This window comes from Halobacteriovorax sp. GFR8 (assembly GCF_050955245.1).
Lineage (GTDB): Bacteria > Bdellovibrionota > Bacteriovoracia > Bacteriovoracales > Bacteriovoracaceae > Halobacteriovorax_A.
The window spans coordinates 2,610,727-2,636,226 of record NZ_JBPBLR010000002.1; the positions used below are offsets into that span (position 1 = coordinate 2,610,727).

The 25,500-nt window shown below is 37.1% G+C and carries 23 protein-coding genes; 13 read left to right on the plus strand and 10 right to left on the minus strand.

The features are described from left to right. Positions 1-66 precede the first annotated feature (66 nt). Complete coding sequence (locus ACRXC1_RS13085; protein WP_433659452.1) at positions 67-1,641, minus strand: hypothetical protein; 1,575 nt, start codon at positions 1,639-1,641, stop codon at positions 67-69. A gap of 189 nt (positions 1,642-1,830) precedes the next feature. Between ACRXC1_RS13085 and ACRXC1_RS13090 the strand changes: the two genes are divergently transcribed. Continuing rightward, complete coding sequence (locus ACRXC1_RS13090) at positions 1,831-2,778, plus strand: hypothetical protein (protein WP_393060712.1); 948 nt, start codon at positions 1,831-1,833, stop codon at positions 2,776-2,778. Position 2,779: 1 nt separating this feature from the next. Here ACRXC1_RS13090 and ACRXC1_RS13095 read toward each other — a convergent pair whose 3' ends face one another. Together ACRXC1_RS13095 and ACRXC1_RS13100 are read right to left on the minus strand one after the other, a co-directional pair. Beyond that, the gene (locus ACRXC1_RS13095; protein WP_433659454.1) at positions 2,780-7,387 is read right to left on the minus strand and encodes a hypothetical protein; all 4,608 of its coding nucleotides are present in this window, start codon (positions 7,385-7,387) and stop codon (positions 2,780-2,782) included. A 119-nt stretch (positions 7,388-7,506) separates the two neighbouring features. Continuing rightward, positions 7,507-8,613 carry a BamA/TamA family outer membrane protein gene (locus tag ACRXC1_RS13100; protein WP_433659456.1) on the minus strand — a complete coding sequence of 369 codons (1,107 nt, stop codon included), beginning with the start codon at positions 8,611-8,613 and terminating at the stop codon, positions 7,507-7,509. A gap of 11 nt (positions 8,614-8,624) precedes the next feature. Here ACRXC1_RS13100 and ACRXC1_RS13105 point away from each other — a divergent pair, with 11 nt between their 5' ends. Then, positions 8,625-9,170 (plus strand): hypothetical protein, encoded by a 546-nt coding sequence (locus tag ACRXC1_RS13105; protein ID WP_433659458.1) that lies wholly within the window; start codon positions 8,625-8,627, stop codon positions 9,168-9,170. 37 nt (positions 9,171-9,207) lie between these two features. Here ACRXC1_RS13105 and ACRXC1_RS13110 read toward each other — a convergent pair whose 3' ends face one another. Continuing rightward, positions 9,208-10,869, minus strand: coding sequence for a long-chain-fatty-acid--CoA ligase (locus ACRXC1_RS13110; RefSeq protein WP_433659460.1), 1,662 nt, complete (start codon positions 10,867-10,869; stop codon positions 9,208-9,210). A gap of 225 nt (positions 10,870-11,094) precedes the next feature. Between ACRXC1_RS13110 and ACRXC1_RS13115 the strand changes: the two genes are divergently transcribed. Continuing rightward, positions 11,095-11,346, plus strand: a complete 252-nt coding sequence (locus ACRXC1_RS13115) for a DUF5522 domain-containing protein (RefSeq protein ID WP_393060710.1) — start codon at positions 11,095-11,097, stop codon at positions 11,344-11,346. 117 nt (positions 11,347-11,463) lie between these two features. After that, entirely contained in the window at positions 11,464-11,796 is a 333-nt protein-coding gene (locus tag ACRXC1_RS13120; RefSeq protein ID WP_392910210.1) for a hypothetical protein, read from the plus strand. Here ACRXC1_RS13120 and ACRXC1_RS13125 read toward each other — a convergent pair. Beyond that, the gene (locus ACRXC1_RS13125; protein ID WP_433659463.1) at positions 11,793-12,692 is read right to left on the minus strand and encodes a class I mannose-6-phosphate isomerase; all 900 of its coding nucleotides are present in this window, start codon (positions 12,690-12,692) and stop codon (positions 11,793-11,795) included. The two genes, ACRXC1_RS13120 and ACRXC1_RS13125, sit on opposite strands and share 4 nt — an antisense overlap. Positions 12,693-12,791: 99 nt before the next feature. Between ACRXC1_RS13125 and ACRXC1_RS13130 the strand changes: the two genes are divergently transcribed. Further along, complete coding sequence (locus tag ACRXC1_RS13130; protein WP_433659465.1) at positions 12,792-13,478, plus strand: LON peptidase substrate-binding domain-containing protein; 687 nt, start codon at positions 12,792-12,794, stop codon at positions 13,476-13,478. Here ACRXC1_RS13130 and ACRXC1_RS13135 read toward each other — a convergent pair. Beyond that, positions 13,475-14,116, minus strand: a complete 642-nt coding sequence (locus ACRXC1_RS13135) for a diacylglycerol/polyprenol kinase family protein (RefSeq protein WP_433659467.1) — start codon at positions 14,114-14,116, stop codon at positions 13,475-13,477. The two genes, ACRXC1_RS13130 and ACRXC1_RS13135, sit on opposite strands and share 4 nt — an antisense overlap. A 104-nt stretch (positions 14,117-14,220) precedes the next feature. Between ACRXC1_RS13135 and ACRXC1_RS13140 the strand changes: the two genes are divergently transcribed. The 6 genes from ACRXC1_RS13140 to ACRXC1_RS13165 are packed head-to-tail and all read left to right on the plus strand — an operon-like array spanning position 14,221 to position 19,382. Then, positions 14,221-15,186 (plus strand): P-loop NTPase, encoded by a 966-nt coding sequence (locus tag ACRXC1_RS13140; RefSeq protein WP_021268144.1) that lies wholly within the window; start codon positions 14,221-14,223, stop codon positions 15,184-15,186. Between the two features lie 19 nt (positions 15,187-15,205). After that, positions 15,206-15,853 (plus strand): helix-turn-helix domain-containing protein, encoded by a 648-nt coding sequence (locus ACRXC1_RS13145; protein ID WP_433659469.1) that lies wholly within the window; start codon positions 15,206-15,208, stop codon positions 15,851-15,853. 6 nt (positions 15,854-15,859) lie between these two features. Further along, positions 15,860-16,831: an RluA family pseudouridine synthase gene (locus tag ACRXC1_RS13150; RefSeq protein WP_392910222.1), complete on the plus strand. Its 972-nt coding sequence runs from the start codon at positions 15,860-15,862 to the stop codon at positions 16,829-16,831. Positions 16,832-16,833: 2 nt separating this feature from the next. Then, on the plus strand, positions 16,834-17,418 hold the full coding sequence (locus ACRXC1_RS13155; RefSeq protein ID WP_433659471.1) for a polyphenol oxidase family protein: 585 nt from the start codon (positions 16,834-16,836) through the stop codon (positions 17,416-17,418). 3 nt (positions 17,419-17,421) lie between these two features. Then, the gene (locus tag ACRXC1_RS13160; protein ID WP_433659473.1) at positions 17,422-18,573 is read left to right on the plus strand and encodes a vitamin K epoxide reductase family protein; all 1,152 of its coding nucleotides are present in this window, start codon (positions 17,422-17,424) and stop codon (positions 18,571-18,573) included. Beyond that, positions 18,573-19,382, plus strand: a complete 810-nt coding sequence (locus ACRXC1_RS13165) for a TatD family hydrolase (protein ID WP_433659475.1) — start codon at positions 18,573-18,575, stop codon at positions 19,380-19,382. The genes ACRXC1_RS13160 and ACRXC1_RS13165 overlap by 1 nt, the downstream gene beginning before the upstream one ends. Here the strand turns inward: ACRXC1_RS13165 and cysK are convergent. From cysK to ACRXC1_RS13185, 4 genes are all read right to left on the minus strand, one after another. Further along, complete coding sequence (gene cysK / locus ACRXC1_RS13170) at positions 19,374-20,297, minus strand: cysteine synthase A (RefSeq protein ID WP_433659477.1); 924 nt, start codon at positions 20,295-20,297, stop codon at positions 19,374-19,376. The two genes, ACRXC1_RS13165 and cysK, sit on opposite strands and share 9 nt — an antisense overlap. After that, positions 20,287-21,123 carry a serine O-acetyltransferase EpsC gene (gene epsC, locus ACRXC1_RS13175; RefSeq protein WP_433659479.1) on the minus strand — a complete coding sequence of 279 codons (837 nt, stop codon included), beginning with the start codon at positions 21,121-21,123 and terminating at the stop codon, positions 20,287-20,289. Before epsC ends, cysK begins: the two co-directional genes overlap by 11 nt. Positions 21,124-21,222: 99 nt before the next feature. Then, on the minus strand, positions 21,223-22,146 hold the full coding sequence (locus ACRXC1_RS13180; protein WP_433659481.1) for a S1 family peptidase: 924 nt from the start codon (positions 22,144-22,146) through the stop codon (positions 21,223-21,225). A gap of 41 nt (positions 22,147-22,187) precedes the next feature. Beyond that, the gene (locus ACRXC1_RS13185) at positions 22,188-23,081 is read right to left on the minus strand and encodes a hypothetical protein (RefSeq protein ID WP_433659483.1); all 894 of its coding nucleotides are present in this window, start codon (positions 23,079-23,081) and stop codon (positions 22,188-22,190) included. A gap of 150 nt (positions 23,082-23,231) precedes the next feature. On the opposite strand from ACRXC1_RS13185, the gene gap reads away from it, so the two are divergent. Together gap and ACRXC1_RS13195 are read left to right on the plus strand one after the other, a co-directional pair. After that, complete coding sequence (gene gap / locus ACRXC1_RS13190; RefSeq protein WP_392910236.1) at positions 23,232-24,251, plus strand: type I glyceraldehyde-3-phosphate dehydrogenase; 1,020 nt, start codon at positions 23,232-23,234, stop codon at positions 24,249-24,251. A gap of 27 nt (positions 24,252-24,278) precedes the next feature. Beyond that, complete coding sequence (locus tag ACRXC1_RS13195; protein WP_392910237.1) at positions 24,279-25,475, plus strand: phosphoglycerate kinase; 1,197 nt, start codon at positions 24,279-24,281, stop codon at positions 25,473-25,475. The last annotated feature ends 25 nt before the right edge of the window (positions 25,476-25,500 follow it).

Sequence of the window (25,500 nt, forward strand, 5' to 3'; positions counted from 1 at the left end):
CCATTCGGAGGCCTTTTCTATGTTCGTTGTTTCCCAAATTCGATCAATGCCTAGGCACTGATAAAACTAGTCGTTGTCGTATTGATTTGAGCAATTCATATAGATTGGAAGGTGGTCACTCATTACCTCTTTTAGATAGCTGTAATAAGTTTTATCGAATAATTGAGAGTCGATCACACGATCGTAGAACTCTTGCTTGCTTTCTTCGATATCAAATCTCTTTACTAGCTGACCACTCTTTACCGTCATTTTATTTTCAATAGAGCGCACATAATTGCTTACAAGTGACTCTACTTTTTCACGGCCACCAGCTTTTAAGCGGTACATCTCTTTCTCTCTTGTCGTTGAATAATACATGGCATTTGAGCGAACAAGGTATCTTCTATTGATTAGACGAGAAAAATCTCCTTCAATGAAGTTAAAGATCTTAGCAGCACCGTCACCTTGGCAGTTAGTCGTTTCACTAGGATCGAATAAAAAGTGATCGTAGTTACTCTTTGTCCCATGTGTAATTGTTCCATCTGAAAGACTCTTTCCAACGGCCATTGAAGTTGCACCTTCAATTCTGATCTCTAGGTTACTAAAGTCATTAAAGAAAGTTTCCCAGTAATTATTAGAGCTCTCTAAATTAAAGTCCCCTAAGATAATATAGTCTTGTTCGTAGTATGACTTTCTCAGATAGTCGACAAACTCCGCCATTAGCCTTACTTCCGCAAAACGAGCGTACTTAAGTTGAGTTACCCCTGGCCCAATATCTTTATAGTCTTCGACACCATAAACATTTTTAAGAATTTTTTTCTGAAGTGCTTCGTCTGAAGGAGTGTTGTGAATCACGTGTGTTGCAAGTAAAGTAAAGTCAAATTCACCTGATTCAAATGTAGAAATAAACGGCCTTCTTGAAAATAGCCCATCAACATCACGTCCAAAAGTCTTCTCATCTAAAACTGGTAGACAGCCAAAGTTACCATTTCTTCCATAACGATCACGACAGTAGTTAGTCTTTTTTAGGCTAACGACACTACTTCTATAGTAGAAACCTGTTAGTTCTTTTACGGTCGCGTTCTCACTTCCCTCTTGCTTACCAGATAGAACAAGAGACCAAGAAGAGTCTAGTTTTTGCAGCTCTTTAAGAAGAAGAATATATCCTGGAAAGTCGTATTGCTCACGAATAAGAGCTAGCTCATTTCGTGTTGTTAAAGAGTTTACATCACCATTAGTCGTTTCAATTTCAGTTAGACGATTTGTGTAGTACTCAACGATTGCATCATTGTGTCTCTTGCTAAGCCCATTATTAGAAGTAAGCTCAATGGCCGCAACAACATCCCAGTGATTAATCACTTCAGCAACGAGTTGATGATCTTTGTATTCTGTTTGAGTCGCACCTGGCTTAAATAAATTAAAGGCACCAATACGAACATTCTTAGATTCTTTTTTTACTCTCTGACGATCGTAATTACCAACAAACTTAGAGTAGATTTGATATTCAGTTTGGCACTCAACTTCACCAACAGCTCCAGCAAGAAAAATTCTTAGACGGCGACAAGTTTCGATCTCAGATTCTGTCGCTCCATCAATACTTGCTAAGGCCAAGTTCGGCAGTAGAAAAGTAGATAAAACTAATATCTTAAATAAGTTTACCATAATACGATCCCCAAAGTGAGGCGTCATTGTACCCAAGTGAATATCTTAATTCAAGAATTGTTCATCTTTATAACATCCTGATTTCCTTGATATTTTGAGGATTCACACCCATAACACATAGCTCCTTACTAAATATTTGATCAAAATTAGCCGATATTTTACTTAAGAAATTATCAGAAGAGGGTTTGAATGAAATTATCATCAAAAATAGTATTCCTAATGCTTACGAGTCAGCTGTCATTTGGTTCGGTATTCAGTGTATTTAAGTCAGCGGGTCACGGCCTGGATGAGCTTTTAGTAAAAAGTGGGATAGCGGATCAAGAAGTAAGATCTGTAGTTGCCAACAATATTGAATTAGCAATGAAGGATCTTTCTCATACTGGGAAGAAAGAAGACTTCAGTATGAATACTCTAAAAATGATGGTTTCTGGATCGCAAGACAAGGCCCGCTTTCAGAAAGTAGAAGAAGTCTTTTCAAAAGAATCGGCCACTCCTGAAGAAATTAAAAACGCAATCAATAACTTTGTCTATCTATCACAACGTTATGGTTATAATAAGAGCGGTATCCTTTCATGTGCACCGTGTGTGAATAAGAATCTATCTGATGCTGGTTTCAACTTTGTCCTGTCAGAGATGAAAGATGATTACTCACAAAGAATCTTTAAGGTAATGTCTCGTTATAGTTCACCTGTTAAGCTATCACGCCAGATCAACTCAGCAGTTAAGTCTCAGAAATGGTCAAGCCGTACACCAATGCTTAATGCAACGGATGAAGAAGCACTACTCTACTTTTTAACAGCGGAGAAAGTCGGTTCACCTGTACAAAAAGATTTAATCGCTGCCATCAGAGATGTTTCAGTTAGTGGTGGTAAGGTTGATCTATTCAGCAATACAAATGGACACAAGTTCTACTCATTCCTATCTAGTGGATTTAGTGACGCGGAAATGACTGAGCTAACTCGTCTTTTGAAAGCTACATCTGATGAGATGAAAGATACAAAAAAAGGTACGATGGATGCTTTCTTTGATGTTCTTCAAAGAGAAGCCGATGAAGCAAGAACACCAGCAACTCGTCAAAAGAAGCTGGCCCTGCTTGAATATTTAAGAGATCCAGATACGAAATGTTTTTCTAAATAGTCTAAAAAATTTCGACGCTACCAAGTGTTCCATTGTCCTTAATTTGTAGAACTTTGAGAGCATTTAGGTAGCGTTGTAAGCTTCCAATATTTTCTTTTTCAATTGTGTCTCTCATAACTTTATAAGCTAAACCAGAAAACTCAGGTGCCTTAAATAATCCCTCAACATCAGCACTTGCCCATAGGTAGCGAGAAAGAGTGTTTTCAATAGTCCCATTTGGAGAATAAAGAATTCTATTTAACTCTGTAAATGTTTGGTCCGGAGTAAGGCCATCAAAACTCACACCGTACTTATTCATAAATTTAACGGTAGCGCGATCACTTTCTAAATTTCTAATAATACCTGAAATTGCCTTCTCTTTTACTGTCGCAATCATTGTTTCAACTTCAGTAACTTCTTTTTTCGTCATCTTAGGAAGCGCCTCAAGAACAGATACTTCAAGTCCACGGTAAAGGTCACCTACTGTCTCGGCCATAAGAACTTTCTTCATTCCAAGAGTTTCACGAGCTGAGCGACGAGCTACTTCAGAGATAAGTCTTGCACGTGCAGTGAAGATCTTTCTCATTAATACTCCTTCTCCAACAGCTGAGATAACAGGAAGTCTTTTTCCAAAGAACCCACCAGTGTGAGGTGCTCCTTGAATTAGCATATAAGGGAAGTCTCTCTTTCTTAAAGGAATCTTCACAAAAATCTCAGTTAATACATCTGCATTCTTAGCAATATAATCTGCTAATTCTGCTTCAGGAAGTCTTTGTAGTTCATCATAAATTTTAAGGAACTGACGACGGTTCTTAGCTAAGTTTGCAGTATTCTCATTCCAAGCACGAACGATCCAATTTGTTCCAGTCATATATTGACCCTGATCTGCTTTTCTCACTCTTAATTTTGAACGTGCAGCTTTTGAAGAATTGCTTAGTTTTGTAGCATTAAGTCTCTTCACATAGCTTCCCATATAATGTCTTAGTTCAAGAGGGCTTCCGTTAAAAAGTTTTGAAACAGTATTTCCAAGGGCCTCGTCAACTTGAGTATAATTTAGGTTAACAGCGACATCACTTGTATAACGATAGATTCCACCATGTGAGCGTGTGATTGCTTCTTCAACACTTGCAACAATATTCTTAATCGCTTTATTATAACTAGCCTGAGATAGTTTCCCAGCTGTATAATTAGCTTCAATACGATCCATTTTCTTAAGAGTCTTCTCGACGAACTCTTGATCTAAATCTAAGTTTCTTAAATTCTCAGCGATATCATCCATCGACTTAGAAGAAAGCATCTTCTTAAATACATCACTATATTTTTTTAGGCCAAGGACTAGCTTTGCAAATTCAACTTCTGATTCATTTACGATAACAGAAGCATCTTTTCCAGATTGCTTTAATGCTTCTTTAATTCCAAGTTGTGAACGATTCTTTACAATGGCCTTTAGTGATTCTTTAAAGATTTTTGAACCAACCGAAACACTTCTTGTCAGAATTGAAATCATTGAGATTGTTCCAATAACTTCAAATGCTACGGCCATCCACCCTCTTGCAACATTTTCAGTAGAGTTTGAATCCGTGAAACCAAGATCGGCCATTTCTCCAACATATTCTTCACTTCTATCAGCACGGAATTTTACTTTAGTTTCCAAACGAATTGCATTTGCCTGCATACCAAATCCAACAGCACCAGCACCAGCGATAGCAAGGCCACATAGACCACCAGTAACGATTGTACATGATCCTGCAGCTAGAACAGCTCCCATTCCAAGTAGGAAACCAAAGACACCATTAAACATTGCCCACTTTTCGTCACTATTCCAGTCATCCATTCTATCCATTAACTCTTTTGGAACAGCAGGAATTCCAAGAAGCTGATTAAGTTGATCTTGGATCTTGACAGTTGCATAGAAGTTTTCTTTAAGACTATCAATATCGTCTTCATCGATTTGGCAAAACTTATTTAGTTTCTTATAAGTATCTTGTTGGCGCTTAAGAGCAGATCTCTTTAAAATTTCTTTATAAACAGGAGCCTTAAGATCCATATTTAGTTTTAGAAAGTTATGTACTAACTCATAGTCATCAAAGATATCAATACTTTCTGGTCGAGAATCAAAGATTGCTGCTCTTTCAGTATGTGACTTAGCTGCTAGGATTTCCTTATAGAAAGCAATTTTTTCAACATCTTCTTCTTGTAGACGAGTGCTAATATCTTCTGTTGTTTGATAAAGTAGACGTCCTTCAATTGTTTCATTTGCAGCATCTTCAATTTGATTTCGCTCTATAGTTACCTTATTCGAAAGTGAATCAATTAGCTCAAACGCCTTCTTCCCAGAGTTAAGCTCTGCTGTCATAATTTGTGTTGTATCTTTATTAAACTCATCAAAGATTGTATTCCATAGTCTCTTATACTCATCTTTCTTTAACTCACTCGTTAGAAAGTTAGGTCTGATGCTACGGTTAACTTTAAGAATTTCAGCGGCCTCTTCAAGGTTTTCAAGATAAGCATTCATATTGTTATTAAAACACTTATAGCTATAATCAACTCTCATTCCACGAGCAGTTTTCTTATATGTCTTAACTCTACCATCTCTAATATTTTGAAGCTCTTCACGAGCTACTAGATACCCTAGTCTCACTTTTGCAAGTGGATTAAGGGCCTGCATTTGATCTAATAAATAATCGTATTCATTAGTTACAAGCTCAGGAAAAGCTTTTGGTCCTGTTCTAAGGTAGTCGAATACCTTCGCAAGAGTTACATAACTCTCCTTAACCTTTGTTTGATCCAGGCGAGCAACAGGAATAAATTTTCCGTCAATCTTTAAAGAATCGATATAACTCACAACTCTGTTAAGAACATTTGATTTTCTTGATAGTCCCTTACAAAGTTGAGCTGGATTTCTATAACAAAAACCAAATAGCATATTATTATGACGTGAACCTACTTTAAACTGTTCTTCATCTTGAAGCTCTAGTGCTTTTTGATAAAGAGTATTAAGTCCCCAGTTACGGTAAGCTTCTTGAGAGTATAGAGATGGAAACTCAATAACAACTTTATTGTTCTTTAGTTCATTTTTAATTGAGTCACTAATAATATCTTCTAAATTCTCAGTTCTGGCCTGGGCCATTTTAGATGCTAAGTAAGGAGAGGCATTGATCGCTGATGGATAAATATTTTCAACATACTTCTGATCACCTTCATAAATATCAACTTCAATTGTTTTTGATTCTGGAACAACAGCAATGATATCATTAATTAGAGCGATATCCTTAGTCGTTACTTCTTTTGACTTTCTTGTTCTTGATCCTCTTTCATAAGAGTAAATATTCTTCTTATAAGCTTGAGCAACTTCACCCATCTTCATATCAACAAATTTGTTATAAGCATTAACTTCGTCAAAACCGGCCTTAAGAAATTTTTGATAAAAGTTTGTCCCTTCCTTACCTTTTGCCGCTCTTAGGAAGTTTTCAACAGAAGTAGAAGCAACCATTGTCTCAGCGAGAGGGTTAAGCTCCTGTGCTTCTCTAACACTCATAAGCTCTAGATTACCTTCATCATATGAAAGTCCAGAATTCTTAATAAGGTTATCTAAGTATGTTTTTGCAACAGACTCATCTACCTTAAGCTCTAAAAGGTGTGGCCATGAACCATTTACTTCACTACGACAACTTTTTGGAATAACGATCTTATCTTCTTTAGACTCGATCATCAGATCATAATTTTTAATTTGAGTTGCCATCATTTGAATCGTTAGGATTCTAAGAGCACGTAAGTAGTTTTTTGCACTCGGTGATTCGTTAATCGTAACAACATCTCTTTTAGAATTTAGGAAAGTATTAAGTTTTAACTCAACATCACTTCCATCAATATTTACAGTAAAGAAGATTTTATCTTTCATTTCACCGTGAATAAGAAAATTATAAAGCTCAGTGTCCTCTTCAATAAAGTCTGTCGTAAGCTTTGGTAAAATCTCATCCATGTTAATGGCCGACATATTTCTAAATGGTGAAAGGATAACCTTAATGTCATATAGGCCCTTAATAATAGAATCATTGTAAGTCAGAAGAAGCTCTTCTTTATCTGCATACGCTTCATTAGTATTATTGATAATATCTTCAATCTTAGTCTTTAGTGACTTTGCTCTTGAAAAGTACTTAAGAGCTTGGGCCGAATAAGTATCGATTTTTCTATTTTGCTTACGATTAAGTTTTTCATCAACTTCAACTTCAGCAATAACTGCAGCGATATTAGAGAATAGATTATCTCCTCTTGTAACTTTCTTTGCTTCTGCTTGCTTTTGCTCTTCTTGATAATCTTTAACACCACATGAGTTCTTCTTAATTGAATCAAGAAAAGTAATGAATTCAGTTTGAAACTCAGCTTCACCTTGTGACTCTTGAGCGCTTTGAGCTTGAAAGCCTTGTGCAATTTGTGCCATTTCTTCTTCAGATAGATCGCTTGAAACGCTACCACGAAGATTCTTCTTAATCTCTTTTAGCTCTGCCAGAGTTTCGGCCAGATCATAAACACTTGCCACAGATCTTGTATTTTCGATCGTCTGAGCAAACGCCATTTGGAATGAACATAGAGAAATAATAATGAATGAGATTAGCTTTTTAAGTTTCATGCCCTATATAGTGCAATCACAGTGCCAACTAGTAGGTACAAAACATCAATAATTTCTACAACTTAGAGTTTTACATGGTGTCTAAAAAGTGAACATGGTGTCTACTTCATGTGATTTCATCAAATTGCCTCATTCAAGGCAAAGTACATCGTAAATTCTTTTTCTCGACCGTAGGCGATGTCTACACGAGAATTAAGGTTTTGCTTAGGAAGAACCTTGTAGCGAATTCCTGTCCCAATATGCGCTAATGGATCAGCTTCAAAAAGATCTGATGGGATCTCATTTCCAACTCGTGATTCTCCCCCAAAAACAAAACCAACACCAGCAAAACCAGCAACGCCAAATTTCCCATCCATAATGGACTCAAAATAGTGCTTATACTCACCCTCAATACGAATCATATTCGCACCCTCATAAACCTTTCCAGTGTATCCCCGAGGGCCACGTGAACCATAGTTATAATTATAATTTGGGTTCGTATCACCTAGATTAAAACTTGAATCAAAGAGCCAAGAAAAGAGATGGTTAGAATTTCCAGCAAGAGAAAAATAGTGTGATAGAGTCGCCTCAAGCGTCGTAATATTATCATCTCCACCAAGATTCTCACGATAGAAATTTGTACGCGTATTTAAATAGAAGCCACTTGTTGGAGAAAAGGTATTATCGCGAGTATCGTAAAATAGATTAAACTTTAATCCAGTATTTGTTGCATAATTAGCAGGATTTATATCGGCCTTAAAAATAATTTCATTCCAAATAATTCCTCCACCTATAAATAAATCCTTCCACACTCTTCGATTAATATTAACGACAACAGCACGAATTTTATTTGAAGTATCAAGAAAGCGTTCGAAGTCAGCTTGAAACATCTGACTTAGAATATTTCCTTCAATATACCCACCAGTAAGACGCCATTTATCTTCACCTAAGTGAAGCTTGGCTCCAATGGCGCCCATGGCGGTTCCATTTGTCGTAATCTTTCCAAATGCACCAATAATTGAAGGTGGAACTAGCTTTAAACTGTCCTTATACTTTCCGCCATTTGCATCAAAGAGATACATTCCAATGAGATCAAGTCCAAGTTTAGTACTTGGCATATATGAAGGGCCCGGCACAATGACAAAGTGCTTATCATCAAGCCTAGGCGTTGCCTTAACGTCGCGTTGCACTTTTTGAGCAAAAGTCATAGAATGAAATAGAATTAACACTAGTAATAAAAATCTCATTGAGGATGCCTATGTTTAAGATATTTTTTATTTTATTTTTATCATTCTCCTTTTCTTTTGCAAATAATATTAGTTTTTACCAATCGATCTTCCCAAAGGTCACAAAGCTTAAGAAAGTTAGTGTTTCAGATACGATTAGTGACAACCCAATCAATACAACTGTTCAAATTGCTTATGACAAAAATGGAAAGAAACTTGGATTTATCCGCGAAGTGAATACGACGACCGGTTGTAATAGTGCCTGCCTGCCTGTGATCTTCACACTCTTTTACAATACAAAATATGAATTTCTAAAACTAAAGTCTAAGAGTGGATTAACGAAGAAGTTTCACAGGCCAATGACTGATGATGATATCAACCGCCTTCACCTATTAATCGGACTAAATCCAGAAGTTTTCAAAAAGGTCAAATATCCAACTGAAATGACAGATGCCTTAACAGGAGCAACGAAGCCAGAGTTCGTGGATGCTGTTGTGAAAGATGCTGCTTATTCGACGTTGAGAATTAATCTTTATAATTTAGATACGATTAAACAATTAAAAAGTTTACGATTATAGAAAAGGGAGCTTATTAGCTCCCTTTATTATTTTAGGACTATTGTCCTCTTAGATCTTTTCTTAGAATCTTCCCAACATTTGACTTAGGAAGCTCAGTTCTAAATTCGATAATTTTTGGCCTCTTATAACCAGTTAGGTTTTCTTTACAGAACGCCAACAACTCTTCTTCAGTTAATGATTGGTCATTTTTAACGACAAAGAGTTTTACAATTTCACCTGATTTCTCATGTGGTACACCAACTGCAGCACACTCAAAAACTTTAGGGTGAGTTACAATAATCTCTTCGATTTCATTTGGATAAACATTGAATCCTGAAACAAGGATCATATCCTTTTTACGGTCAACAATCTTAAAGAAACCATCTTCATCCATAACACCGATATCACCAGACTTGAAGAATCCGTCATCAGTCATAACTTTTGCAGTTTCTTCAGGGCGTCCCCAGTAACCTTTCATGACCTGTGGACCTTTAATACAGATCTCACCAACTTCACCTGCATTTAGCGTATTACCATCATCATCTTTTATACAAACTTCAGTTGAAGAAACTGGAAGACCAATCATTCCGTTGTAGTCTTTAAGATCCATTGGGTTTATACAAGCGGCCGGAGATGTTTCAGTTAAACCATAGGCTTCAATTAATGGTGTTTTAGTTACTTCCTTCCATCTTTCAGCTACAGCACGTTGAACGGCCATCCCACCACCAAGAGTTAGCTTTAGATGAGAGAAGTCTACTGTTTTAAAATCTTCGTTATTTAGTAATCCGTTAAATAGAGTGTTTACACCTGTAAGAGCTGTAAAGTCCCACTTCTTAAGCTCCTTAACAAATCCTGGGATATCTCTTGGGTTTGTAATTAGAACATTTAGCGCTCCAATTTTTGAGAACGTAAAACAGTTCGCTGTTAGAGAGAAGATATGGTACAGCGGAAGTGGAGTGATAATAATTTCTTCACCTTCTTTTACAACTGGAGAAATCCATTCACCTGCTTGTAATAAGTTGGCAACAATATTTCTGTGAATAAGCTCTGCGCCCTTAGAGACACCAGTTGTTCCACCTGTATACTGAAGAAATGCTAGATCAGAACTATTAATTTCAGGTTTCTTAAATTTAGACTCATCACCTTTATCAAGGGCCTCAAGGAATGATTTTGCTCCAGGAAGATCCCAATTTGGTACCATCTTCTTAACGTGCTTAATAACAAAGTTTACAAGTAGTGACTTTGGAAACTTAAGCATATCACCAATTTGAGTTACTAGAACATGCTCAATTGGTGTGTTCTTTACAACTTCAGCAAGAACAGAAGCAGAGTTTTCAAAAATAATAATAACTTTAGATTGTGAATCAGTTAACTGATGCTCAAGCTCTCTTGCTGTATAAAGTGGGTTTACGTTTACACAAACCATACCAGCACGAAGGATTCCAAAAAGAGCAACTGGGTATTGAAGAATATTAGGCATCATAATAGCGACACGGTCACCTTTTTTAAGCCCAAGATCATTTTGAAGATAAGAAGCAAACTTCTTAGATAAATGATCGATTTCTTTATAAGTTAGAGTCTTTCCCATACAGTGGAAAGATGGCTTATCTGCAAATTTTGCAAAGCTTTCATCTAATAATGCTGGAATTGAAGGATATAATTCAGGATTAATTTCTTCAGCAACACCATTTTGGTAGTGCTTAAGCCAAGGTTTAGTCACAGGACAGCTCCATTTGTTACCATTAATAAATTTAGTCTAGATTTTATTGTATTTTAATTTTTAGCTACTTACAATACGCAATCTGTATGCGTGTTGCATTATCCTGAATCTATTTGAAAATTTCCTTGATGTAATAAATTTTATTAGATATAAGAGTGACCGTTTTGCAAAACACCACACACACTTTAGGCCCCCTGAATTAGGGGCCTTACTTATTTAGAGCCTATGACTAACTCTCACGACGATTCCAAAAAAGATTTCTACATTAACGAAGACGGTAATACTGTTTTTACAAAAGAGTTCCATTTACGTCGTGGTTACTGCTGTGAGAGCGGCTGCCTTCATTGCCCATTTGGATTCAATGAGAAAGATGACGATGATTCTAGTAGTATTCCTCTTGAGCTCAGAAAGCAGGATTTAAAAGAAGAAGTTTCAGATGAGGATCTAGCAGAGTACTACCTAAAAGATTTCGAATAAAACTTAGACAATTGCAAAATCATTTTACCTTCTAGTCCACCATAACGTACTGATATTACGATCAAACACTTGGCATTATTCCTGCATCTAAGACAGTGTCTAAATCTTGGAGGGAATATGAAACTACTTAGCTTAATTGCATTTTCACTAGCATTCACACTATCAGCTCAGGCTTCTGTTAATTTTAAATGCTCTACAATGCGTAAGAATATTGAATTCAATTTAAAAGGAAATCAGATTCAAGTAGAAGGTCGTACACCGGCCCAGGCCCTAATTGGACGCACACATAAAGTTGGAAACTCAGTAACAAAGCACTACCAACTTGCTGGACAAAAATATCAAATTCACTTTGATGATGTGACGAATTCAAATGAAATGAATACTTATATTTCTATTCGAACTAAGAATGGGCACGAAGTAACATACCCACTAAGTTGTAATATTATCTAAACTTGTTTAACGACTAAAACCTTCGAGTCCGTTGTTGCCTTCAAGATAGCGGACTCAATATCCTTTACCACTGCCGACTCATACTCATTAATTTCAGTATCATCAATTTCACAAGTTCCTTCTAAAACAACAATCGAGCTAATTCCATTTAGAGAAAGGACACTTTCGTCTCCTGCTCCAAGTACTTTCACTCTTGCATTGAAGTAGTTATTACTTGTTAACAGGCCACTTCTATCAAGGTTCTTATATTGAAAATGCTCTAACTCATTAGCACTTGGTTTAAAGTTAATTACATCCATGGCCTTCTTTACATGGAGCTCACGAGGTTTTCCATCAAGGCCCATACGATTCCAGTCCCAAACGCGATAGGTAACACCAGAGTTTTGTTGAACTTCTACAAGTGTAACTCCCTCACCAATAGCATGAATTGAGCCGGCCGGAATGTTGAAAAAGTCTCCCTTTTGAACATTAATGAAATTCAGAAGCTCATTAACGTTTTCACCACTTTCAATGGCCTTTTGTAATCTTTCTTTAGTGATCCCTTCTTTTAGGCCAAGGTAAATTCCAGCATCATCTTCAGCATCTAGAATATACCAACACTCATCTTTTCCGAGAGCATCTTCATGGATATGAGCGTATTCATTATCTGGGTGAACCTGTATCGATAAGTTCTTACTTGTGTCGATAAATTTAATTAAATAAGTAAGGATCTTGCCTTCTAGAACTTCTTCAAGGCTTTGGCCATTTTCACAAAGAGAAAGGCCATTTTCTAAAGTTGAAACTTCCCACGTTTCACCTAATGGGCCATCAAACGACCCCTCAGGGTCTTTATATTTTTTTAACTTTTCGCCACCCCAAACAGTGGTAACTAAATGTGGAATTTGCTTTAAAATCATAGTGCTATGCTATCGTACTTTCCAGCATGAGCAAAGAAGATTTACCATTTTTAATAAGGTTTAATATGCTTCAAATGCCTATAAAAGCTATGATAAAGCATGACTTTAAACTTCCCAGAACGTATCGAAATTCCAGTAATCACTCTTCCCAACATTGTCTTTTTTCCGGGAACATCTCTCCCTCTTTATGTTGTCGATGATATTTTTCAAGACATATTTGAAGAGGCCACTTGCGCAGGAAACCCCGTTGGAATTTCTCTGGCCATGGAAAAAGATTTTGAAACCTACTTCGCATACCCATGTGAAGTCTTTGGTATTGGACAACCTCTTATGATTGAAAGAGTTGACGGAAATACCCTAAAGGTATTGGTACGCTGTATAGGTAAATGCCAAGTTAATTACCCAACCCAATCTAACCCCTACCCGATGTATAACGTAACGATTTTGAAAGATGATGAATGTGTCATGAGTAATATTGATGAATTCTATCGCCTTGAAAGTATTCTCTATAATTGGCTTGATATTAATATTCCAAATGATCAAGACCGTGACTACTTTATTGAAACTTTAAATAAGCCAGACCAAATCATCAATTATGTTGCTACTTTTATTATCAAGAGTCGTCAAATAAGACAGCTTCTCTTAGAGCAAGATAATATCAATGATAAAATTAAAATTTTAAACTCTCTAATTACTGATGAACACATCTTTCATGAAGACCCTATCGTGGCACAGGCCTTTGAAGAATTTGTTAGTGAAAATCTTCAGCTTAAACAGGCCAATTAAACAAGGGCAACTAAAATATTTATTAAGGCCATGGCACAAGCACTAAAGAATGAAAGCGTGAAGTTATCATCAACTCGTGTCGACAATAATTCAATAAATGCCGTTGCAATAGCGGTAAAGAAAGCAAAGATAATAATTTTCAAGCTCAATGGAAAATACATAAGTCCATAAATTGCTACTATTAAAAATGTCGTCAGAAAACAAGCATACGATCCCTCAAAAGTTCGATCTTGCATTACTTTTCTTTTGCCATAACGAATGCCAATAAATGAAGATGCAGGGTCTGCTAATGAAAGAATGATTGTTGCTAAAAGTGCAATTTGTTCATCAAAGAAAAAGAAAGAAAGTCCAATACCTAGAAGAAAAAAAGGTGTGCCCGTAAAGCCATTAATCTCAGTATCCCTTAGAACACCACGACAAGAGTTTACAAATACTTGATTAATTCCATCAAATTTCAAACGAAGAATTTCAACCAATGTAAATAAAGCACTCGCTCCAAGAACAATAATTGAAAACTTATGAGAATCAAGATTAGACAGAAGATAAATTGAGGCAATCCCCAATCCAGCAAAAATATGAACTAACTTTCTTAATAAGTGTGGTTCAAACTTACTTGGGAATCTATAAATACTTTCCATTACAACAATATATAATTTTAGAAAAATAAAATAAAGACCTTTTCGAGGCTTTTTAATTTTGGCTATAATGATGGAAAGTTAAGCAAGTAATACAAGGACGTATTTTGAATAATAGTACAAATTCACATTTAGCAGATGCTGGCCAATATCTAGGTGCATCAAATAATGGCAAGAAAATCTGGGCCATTGGTGGCGGAAAAGGTGGCGTAGGGAAAAGTCTGGTTACGTCAAACTTATCGATATGCCTTGCCCTAATGGGAATGAAGGTTATTGCCATTGATATGGACCTCGGAGGTGCAAACCTTCACACATGCCTTGGGGTAAGTGTTCCATCTAAAACTTTAAGTGACTACTTCACTAAACCAAATACAAAACTTTCAGATCTAATTACTCCTACTCCACTTAAGAATTTAAGTCTAATCAGCGGAGCACAGGATAATTTAGGGATGGCCAATCTTAAGGCCGCTCATAAATCAAAGGTTTTGAATGATCTTCGTGAATTAGATGCCGATTATATTCTTCTCGACCTCGGAGCGGGAACAACAAATAATACTTTAGATTTCTTCTTAGGAGCAGATCAAGGTATTCTAGTAACTCTTCCAGAGCCAACCTCAATTGAGAATACTTATCGTTTTATCAAGTCAATTTACCACCGTAAACTTCAATCGGTTGATGACTTCTTAGAGCTAGGGCCACTAATTGATAAAGTTCTAAATGGAAAAGTAGGTGAAAATCGTACTCCATCTGAGATTATAGAAAAGGCCATGCAAATCAATGAGGCGCAAGGTTTAAAACTTAAGAGAGAAATCGAGGCCATTACTCCAAAGTTAGTTATCAATCAGGCAAGAACGCAAGCCGACATTGATATTGGTTTTGCCATGAGAATCATTTCTAAGAAGTACTTTGGTATCAACTTAGATTACGTTGGATTTCTTGAATACGATGCAACGGTTTGGCAAAGTGTAAAGAAAAAGAGACCTCTAATCCTAGAGTTCCCGAATTCAGCACTTGTAAAGAATTTCGAGCACGTCATCAATCGTATTTTAAATCTAACGAAGAAAATTGTTTAATTAATTTAATGAGGAATAAATGAGTAAAGATAAGAACTATTATGAGGTTTTAGAAGTTGCACCTAATGCTTCGGCCGATGAGATTCAAAAAGCATATACAGCAGCAAGAACTGCATACAGTGGTGACAGTCTGGCCATTTACTCTCTCCTATCAGAAGAAGAGGCACATAAAGTACTTGAGCTTATTGAGGAAGCTTATAATATTCTAAGCAATCCAACGAAGAGAAAAAAGTACAATCAAGCACGTGGAATTGTTATCGAAGATGATACAAACTACATTCCAACAACTACAACAAAGCCTGAAGATGAAAATACGATTAAAGTGACAAACCAGATGAATCGTCTTGTGGCCAAGAAACGCTACGGCCTAGAGTATGAACAAAACGCAGAGTTTGAAAAAGAAATTGAGCAATGTAGTGAATATACTGGTGAATTCCTTAAGAAAGTTCGCGAGTACAAAAAAGTTGATGTTAGTCGAATGTCTGATATGACAAAGATTTCAAAAACATTTTTACAATATATTGAAAATGAAGAAGTCGATAAGATGCCTGCTATCGTTTACGTTAGAGGATTCGTCTACCAATATGCAAAAGTCTTAAAGTTAAACCCTGATCTAGTTGCTAACTCATACCTTCAAAGAATTAAGGCTTTAAAGGAAGGCAATTAAGTTGTCATGAGTGATCAAAATTCTAAGTTTATTATTAAGATCACCCAAGAAGACCATGATGAGTTTACTCGACTCGATCAAGTCCTCGCTAGTAAACTTGAGCAATCACGAAGTTTCTTAAAGGAGCTTTTTAAAAAAGGCTCCATTACTTCTAATGTAAAAATTGAACTAAAGAAAATGCCTGCTGTAGGCACAGAAGTTCTGATTGACATACCTCCCCCAAGAGAATCCACTGCCAAAGCAGAAGACATTCCACTTAAAATTTTATTTGAAGACGAGCACCTTGCTATTGTCGTAAAACCTGTTGGAATGGTGACTCACCCAGCACCGGGAAATTATACAGGAACTCTTGTCAACGCAATCCTTCATCACTGTAAAGACATTCAAGGAGTTGGTGATGAAAAGCGTCCAGGAATTGTTCACCGTCTTGATAAGGGAACAAGTGGTGTAATGGTTGTGGCGAAGAATCAAAAGTGCCACGAAGAACTTGTAAAACTCTTTCAGGCCCACGATATTGATCGTTACTATGAATGTATCAGTGTAAGCACTAAGCTTGCTCCGGAAGGAAGACTAGAGTCTACTATCGGCCGCCACCCAAATAATCGCTTAAAAATGGCCGTTAATGTTCGCACAGGTAAAAATTCAATCACTAATTATAAAGTACTAAAATATTACCAAAATCTAAGCCATGTTGAGCTTAAGCTTGAAACAGGACGCACACATCAAATTCGTGTTCATCTAAGTCAGCTCCTCAATGCTCCCATTCTTATGGACCCTCTTTATGGCGTGCCTAAGAATGACCTCTTACGAGTTGATAATCGACTTAAGGCCATTATTAAAGATTACGAGCATCCTTTTTTACATGCTAAAATTCTTGGCTTCACTCACCCGATGACAAAAGAGAAATTATTTTTTGAAGAACCACCTCCACCAATCTTTCAAGAAGTCCTCGACTTTCTTGAGTCGGAAGCGGAGTAGACTTGGCAAAACTACTTTATCAGAAGAAAATTTCAGATTATCTCTTCGAAGTATATGATGACCGACCTGATTTTGATTTTGATGAAGTAAAGCAAATTCACTCCTCTATTGTGGTCGGCACCCCTGCTTCTAACAATAATGAAGCTGATGCCATAATATCTGGCCTCAAACTTGAGCGTCCACTAGCAATTAAGACCGCTGATTGCTTACCCATAGTAATTATTGGTAAATCGGGAGTTGCTAATATTCATGCCGGTTGGCGCGGCCTAGCTGAACAAATTATCTTAAACGACGAAATTAAAAAAATTGAACCTGAAATTATCCTTATTGGTCCACACATAAGTGCTGTAAATTATGAGGTAAGCGAAGAATTTAAACAAAATTTTCCTAACTCCCAAGCATTTGCCGTGATAGAAGGCAAGTTAACGTTCAACTTAGAGATGGAATTAAGGGCACAAATTGCAAAAAAATTTCCAAATGCACATGTCATATCTACCAATATATGCACATTTGAAAATCTCAATTATAATAGCTTTAGAAGAAATCAAACAACTAAGAGAAATTATAATATTTTAAAAAGGAATTAAAATATGACTGATAGTTTTTTAAATCGCCTAAGTTTTAACAAGAGAGTTTTATTTTTTGTCGCAGGTCTTGCGATGTTTATTCTCTCAATTTATCTAACTAACCACTACTACCAAGTTAAATTTCCTGTAGGTTTTGGTTCTGCTTCTGCATGTAATATCAACTCATTCTTAACATGTGATGCAGCAACTCTTTCACCTCTATCAAATATCGCAGGTGTTCCAATTTCCGTCTTTGGAATTGTTATGGGTGCCATGGTTATGCTTTTTTATATGGTTGATAGCAAAAGAGCCGAAGGAAGTTTATTTCTTCTACTTCTATTAAATGGTATTGGATGTCTTGTCCTATTTATCTACTCTTTAGTAATGCTTGGAACTCTATGTCCATTCTGTACACTTTACTATGTAGCTTCTTGGATTGGACTGGCCATGATGTTTCAATACAAAGCGGATCGTGATTTTGATGCAAAATTCTTTGTAACAGCTGCAATCTCTATGGTTATCAGTGGTTCTGTCGCTTATGGTTTTACAAATTCAAAAGTTGAAAATTCGACTGCAAGAAATGCACAAATCGTTGCAATGTTTAAGAATCTAAATAACTTAGGAACTCCGGCGAAAGCTTCTCCTTACCGTCTAGCTTCTTCTTCAGAAGATTTTAAAGATGCGCCAATTCAAATGTCAGTCTTTTCAGACTTTCAATGTCCAGCGTGTAATGCTCTTAACTTAGTACTTCCTACAATTGAAAAGAAATACGAAGGAAAGATTAATATTCAGTACTTCTTCTATCCACTTGATCACAATTGTAATGCTGGAATGAGTGGACCTCTTCACCAGCTAGCATGTGAAGCGGCATACCTTGCAAGTTGTGTTGGGCCTCAAAAATTCAAATCAGTTCATGATGCTATTTTTGAAAATCAATCAAACCTAACTGCAGAGTGGATTAGCAATAAAGGAAAAGAGTTTGGAGTAACTGAATGTATGGCAAAGCCTGAAACAAAGCAGGCCGTTGTGGATATGATCGCTCAGGCCAATTCTTTTAATGTACTATCGACACCAACTCAGCTAATTAATGGTGTAAAAATTGAAGGTGTAAGGCCATTAAGTGACTATACTGCAATTATGGATCACCTATTAAAAGAGAATAAAGCTAAAAACTAATGAGTAAAAAAAAAGAAAGAATTATACCTAAATATACAGTGGGTCCGATCGAGACCCACTGTCATCTCGACTACCTCAAAGGCCAAGAATTAATTGATACACTAGAAAAATGCCAAGAATATGGTGTTAATAAAGTTGTGACTATTGCGGTCTCTCCTGACAATCTAAAAAAAGTGAGAGAGTTAACGGCCAATGAAATTGTCTACGGTACTCAAGGGATTCACCCTCATGAGGCCAAGCATATTACAGAAGAAACTTATCAAGAAATAGAAGATAGTTTAGCAAATCCTAAGATTGTTGCTGTTGGCGAGATTGGACTTGATTACTACTACGAGTTCTCAGACCCAAATATCCAAAAAGAAGCTTTTGAAAAACAATTACAAATTGCATGTGATAGTGACCTTCCTGTTGTGATTCACACACGTGAAGCGGATGAAGACACAAAGGCCATCTTAAAGAACTTCTCAACAACACTTAAAAGAAAAGGAGTGATCCACTCTTTTACTTCAGGTATCGAGCTTGCTGAGTTTTGTTTAAGTGAAGGGTTCCACATTGGATTTAATGGAATTGTGACTTTTAAAAATGCTAGTAATGTTCGCGATGTTTTAGATATCGTTCCTATTGAGCAAATGCTTCTTGAAACAGACTCTCCGTATCTTACTCCAGTTCCTTTTAGAGGACGTGAAAATGCCCCATTCTATCTTCCATGTGTTGCAGACTTCATTGCAACTCATAAAGAAATAGATGCCCAAAAATTAATCGACGTTGCCAATAGCAACGCCGAAAATCTATTCTTTAAATTAAAATAATCCTTCAGTTGATAGATAGCGCTCACCTGTGTCGTAGCAAAAAGTTAGCACAGTTGAGCCTTCAGGCATCTCGCTTATTTTCTTAGCGACTGCCGCGAGAGATGCTCCACTTGAAATCCCCAAAAGAATACCTTCTAAGCGAGCTGCACTTCTAGCAAATTCAAAAGCTTCATCTTTTGTTATTGTGACCACTTCATCCAGTAGCTCACGCTTAAGAACACTAGGAACAAATCCTGCTCCTATTCCTTGAATAGGATGAGGACCAGGATCACCACCCGATAGAACAGGTGAATCACTTGGCTCTACCGCAATAACTTTTAAAGAGCTAAATTTTTCTTTTAAGACCTCTGAAACACCAGTTATATGGCCACCTGTTCCAACACCAGTAATAAGATAATCAATGCTACCATCAATATCTTCTAAAATTTCTTTTGCTGTTGTATCTCGATGAACATCAACATTTGATGGGTTATCAAATTGCATTGGCATCCACGAGTTAGACTCTTGATCACAAATCTCTTGGGCCTTCTCTATTGCTCCCTTCATTCCCTTCTCTTTGGGAGTGAGTACTAACTCAGCTCCAAATAAGGCCATTAAACGTCTTCTTTCTAAGCTCATACTCTCAGGCATCGTAATGATTAGTCGATAACCTAGAACTGCACAGGCCATGGCCAATCCGACTCCAGTATTTCCAGAAGTAGGCTCAACGATAACTGTTCCATCTTTCACAAGCCCCTTCTTTTGCGCATCTTCAATCATTCTCTTAGCAATTCGATCTTTGATTGATCCACCTGGATTTGCACGTTCAAGCTTTGCATAGATTGTAATATTTTTCTTATTGGCCTCGGGAAAGAGACGATTGATTTTAACAAGAGGTGTATTTCCAACGGTGTCCAAAATATTATTAAATTTCATATGTAAGCTCCTCGGTACTAAATTGTCGATCCTTCACATCTAAGTGAACTTCGCTTTTATGATAAACAATTGATTTTTTCTTCACACTTTGTGTTAGCCAGACATTCCCACCAATCGTTGAGCCTTCACCTATTACAGTTTTTCCTCCAAGAATTGTTGCGTGTGCATAGATCACGCAATCATCCTCAATTGTAGGATGGCGCTTCGTATTCTCTAATTCCTTACTGACGGATAAAGCTCCTAAGGTTACCCCTTGATAAATCTTTACCCGATTACCGATTATAGCAGTCTCTCCAATAACAACCCCTGTTCCATGATCAATAAAGAATGATTCCCCAATCTTAGCTCCTGGGTGAATATCGATTCCTGTCTTATTATGGGCGTATTCTGCAATCATACGAGGAAAGATTGTTAAAGATTTCCCGTAGAAGAAATGGGCCAATCGATAAGAGGCAATGGCAAAGAGCCCGGGATAGCATAGAACAACTTCACAGATATTTTTTGCAGCAGGGTCTCCTTCCAATAGTGCTGTCGCATCAACTTCAATCTTCTCTGCAAGTGTTAACAGTTCTAGGCCATAACTTTCAATAAGCTTTGCCCTAGCATCAGTATCGAGCTTTAAGTGATTTAAAATTTGATCTGTACTAATAAGGTGACGATTGAAATACAACTCGAAGTCTTCATAATTTAAAAATTGCATCCTGACAGAACCTGGTAAAATTATATTGAGGGCCTCTTCGACAAAATCCTCAATCATCTCAGGTTTTATTTCTGTATCGTGACATACCTTCTTCTTATGCTCATAAAGCTTCTTTATCGTTTCCATCGCGCAATTATAACACGCAGTTAAGGTGACTTAATTCACATATTTCTTTATAAATGGTTAATAAAATAACACTCGATTGTAAGTCATTGATTTAAATGACTAAGGATAGCTACGAAGGATTTCGTCTGAGTATTTATCGGCACAACTTAAGAGGTCTTTTTCGTTTTTGATACCAAAGCATTCTTGCGCAATTTTAATATTTCGCCCACAGTGGAAGTCAGTAAACTCATCAGAGATTCCTGTTACCTTCTTAAGCCAACAAGCAGAGTGATAGGCCAGAGAATATAAAGTGGCATACTTTCCTTCAGCACAAAAACCAAAAGAAGCTGAAACAATGGCCGCGATCTTCTTTTCTCCATTAACATCAACAAAAACAGGTCCACCACTATCGATATAGCAAGTATCTGTTTGCTTATTTCTCATATCGACTTCATTGAAAAATGCTTCAAAGATTGGGATATCGGCAACCCTCTTTTGCCCATAAATAATATTGGCATGAGCTGAGTCCATTGGCATGAAACCGATTTCGCCTGTGTATCCAAATCCAACAGCAGTTGTCACTCCACCTGGAATAATCTTGGCCAATACTTCTCTTGGGTCAGTAAGAAGAGAGTAAAACTTTTTAATCCTCAAAGGTACATCGACTGTTAGAACAGCAAGATCAACTGTTTTCAAACTTGCTAGATCGGCCAGCGGCCCATTTGGGTATTTAAACTTTAAGCTCGGGTGTAGCTCTATTCCAGTGACGCTATATTGGGCATCAAGATTCTCTCTTGTTGAGGCCGTCATAGACTTGCCTTCACCAATATAGACGCGAATTGATTTGAAATTTTTATTCTCAAGACAATGAGCTGCTGTAAGAATATGCATTGGAGTTAGGGCTATCCCTGTGCAAAAGGGACGCCCAAGTCTAACAAGGGCCACGACACTCTGATACTCACCTTTACTCACAGCTTCTCCCCCAACAATTGCAAAGCAAGAGCTAGAGAAAACAACGCAAAGGATCATAACATATTTTAGCATGACACTTCATAGCATAATGAGTTGATAAAGACTAGAAAGGATTACGAGTTATTTTGCTGATTCATCTCATAGAAAGCGCGATAGAGGCCCGCAAGTTGTTGCTTTCTCTTGGCCAAGTAGTTCTGATCTAAAATTTGGGTAATTTCTTGAAAAATTTCGCGATGCACATCGGCTGCTTCATCTATCTTCGTGTGACCCTCTGGCCTTAAAATATTGATCACATCTGTTGTCTTAAAATCACGAGCAACATTAGGCCCATCATTGAAAATAAAAGAGCGATCCAGCATAAAATTGAGATTCTTTTTTACATTCTTCGGGATGATATCATTATCAAAGCCTACCGAATCGAGAGTCACAAGAAGATTCACCTCTCTAAAACCGGCCTCTGCACTATTGAGTCGATTGGCCAAGTTCACGACCGCATCACCTCCAAGGGAGTGACCAACTAGGATAATTGGTTGATCCTTAGGTCGCCTAAGAACATCCTCAAAAACCTTATCTTCATCATTCCAGCTTACAAACTCTCCATCGCTAAAAGATTTAGCGATATCTTCAAGGCCACCTTTAGAGCTAAGAGTTGAAAGATGAAGTCCTTCTAAAAAGAAAATTGCAGGCTTATTAATTGGTAGTAATTCCTTTACCGGCTCAATCTTCTTAACTTCACTACTCTCCTCTGGTGCATTAACAGCTGACTTAGCAATTGTTGTCACGGCATCCACGGCCAGTTTCTTTCCGGCTTGAGCAATAGCAAGAGCATCTGTTGATATTGATGCCTTGGCAGCAGCTTCGGCAACCTTAGCAGTTTTCTCCACAACTTTAGTTGCATCCTTAGCAAGCTTTTCAGGCACAGAGGCTTCACTCTTGATTCCATTCTCATAATCCGCTTTGGATTTATAGTGAATGATATTTGATGGCATTTTTGAACTTGTCTGCATTAGTAAAATTATAGCTTGTTCAGCTATTTTTTGGGCAGTGAGCAAAAACGTCGCATCCTCTTAGAAATATGTGCTTTAGGTAGGCAATCTCTCTCGATTGTGGCATATTACAGGGGTATTTTTTTTAATAATTAAGCACAGGAGTCAGGTATGTCTGGAAAGATCCGCGTTGGTATTAATGGTATGGGCCGTATTGGTCGTACAGTTCTTAGAGAAATCTTTAACCGCAATATTGAAAACTTAGAAGTCGTTGCAGTTAACTCACCAGGAGATATCAATGACTACGTTCACCTAATTAAATACGATTCAGTATTTGGACGTTTCAACGGTGACGTAAGTGTCGATGAATCACACAAAATGCATGTTAACGGAAAAGAGATTTCTTTTCATAAGTATAGAGATCCAAGTGAAATTCCTTGGACACAAGATAAAGTTGATATCGTAATTGATGCAACAGGTGTTTTTAAAGACCAAAAATCTCTAATGAAGCACGTAACTGGAACAGTTAAAAAAGTTATCCTTTGTTGTCCAGGTAAAGATGTTGATAACACAATCGTTATGGGTATCAATGAGAATACTTATGATGCTGAAAAACACACAGTTGTTTCAAATGCATCTTGTACAACTAACTGTCTATCTCCAGTTGCTAAAGTCCTTCACGATAAGTTTGGAATTACAAATGGTCACATGACAACTGTTCACTCTTATACAGGTGATCAAAATATCCTAGATGCTTCACACTCTGACCTTCGTCGTGCTCGTGCAGCAGCGGTTTCAATGATCCCAACAACAACTGGTGCAGCTAAAGCAGTTGGTCTTGTTATTCCTGAACTAAAAGGAAAGCTTGATGGTTTCGCAATTCGCGTTCCTACACCAAACGTTTCTCTAGTTGACCTTACTGTTAATCTAGAAACAGAAGTAACAGAAGAAGAAGTAAACGCAGCTCTAAAAGAAGCAAGTGAAACTTCAATGAAAGGTATCCTTGGATTTGAAGATGAGCCACTAGTTTCTGTTGATTTTATGGGCATGAGAGAGTCTTCATGTGTAGACGCTCCTCTGACAAAAGTAATTGATAAGAAGAGTGTAAAAGTTGTTACTTGGTATGATAACGAAGCTGGTTTCTCTAACAGAGTAATTGATCTTGCAGGCTTCATCGGTAGCCAACTTTAATACTTAAAAAGTAAATTAGGAAAAACTATGGCATTACAATTTATTGACAGCATTGATGATTCACAAATCAAAGACAAGAAAGTTCTTGTTCGTTTTGATTTCAATGTACCTCTAGATAAAGAAACTAAAGAGATTACTGATACAACAAGAATTGATAATGCTCTTGAAACGATCAAGCTAATCCTAGACAAAGGTGCATCTAAGCTAATTATGATGTCTCACCTTGGTCGCCCAAAAGGACAAGTGAATCCAGACTTCTCTCTTGAGCCAGTTGCAACATATCTTGCAGATAAACTTGGTGAAGAAGTTACGCTAACTGAATCATGTCTTGATCGAGGAATTAAAACTCTTTTAACTTTAAACTCTAACAAGATCATTCTTCTTGAAAACCTTCGTTTTCACAAAGAAGAAACACAAAATGATCGCGAGTTTGCCCGTAAACTTTCTGAATACGCAGATATCTATGTAAACGATGCATTCGGTGCTGCTCACAGAAAACACGCTTCAACTTATGAAATCAACGCATTCTTTAAGAACCATGCTTACGCTGGCCTTCTTATGAAAAAAGAAATCGCAGCTCTTTCGAAAATTACGCAAAGACCTGAAACTCCATTTGTTGCAGTAGTTGGTGGTGCAAAAGTAAGTGATAAAATCAAGATCATTGAAAGATTACTTTCAAGTGTATCGAGTCTTTTAATCGGTGGTGCTATGGCCTACCCTTTCCTAAAAGCAAAAGGAAATGAAGTTGGAACTTCTCTTTGCTCTGATGAAGACGTAAGTCTAGCAAAGAAAATCTTCTCTCAAAGTACTGCACACAAAATTGTTCTTCCAATTGACCACGTTGTTTCAAGTGAATTTGGTGGAAGGCCGGAGGCAGTTGATAAAGTTGGTATTCCAGATGGAAAGATGGGACTAGATATTGGAGAACAAACAATTGCAAAGTATAGCTCTCTTCTTCGTGAAGCAAAGACGATTCTTTGGAATGGGCCAATGGGAATCTTTGAAAATGAAGATTATGCCAAGGGTACTTTTGCAATCGCTGAAGCTTTAAGTGAGTCAGACGCCTACACTCTTGTTGGTGGTGGAGACTCGGTAAGTGCTGTAAACAAATCAGGACTTGCAAGCAAGATGAGTCACGTTTCGACTGGTGGTGGTGCTTCTCTTGAGTTTATCGAGAAAGGCAGCCTTCCAGGAATTAGTGCTCTAAAATTTGGTGTTGAATAAAACTTAAATAATTAAAAGGGATGTA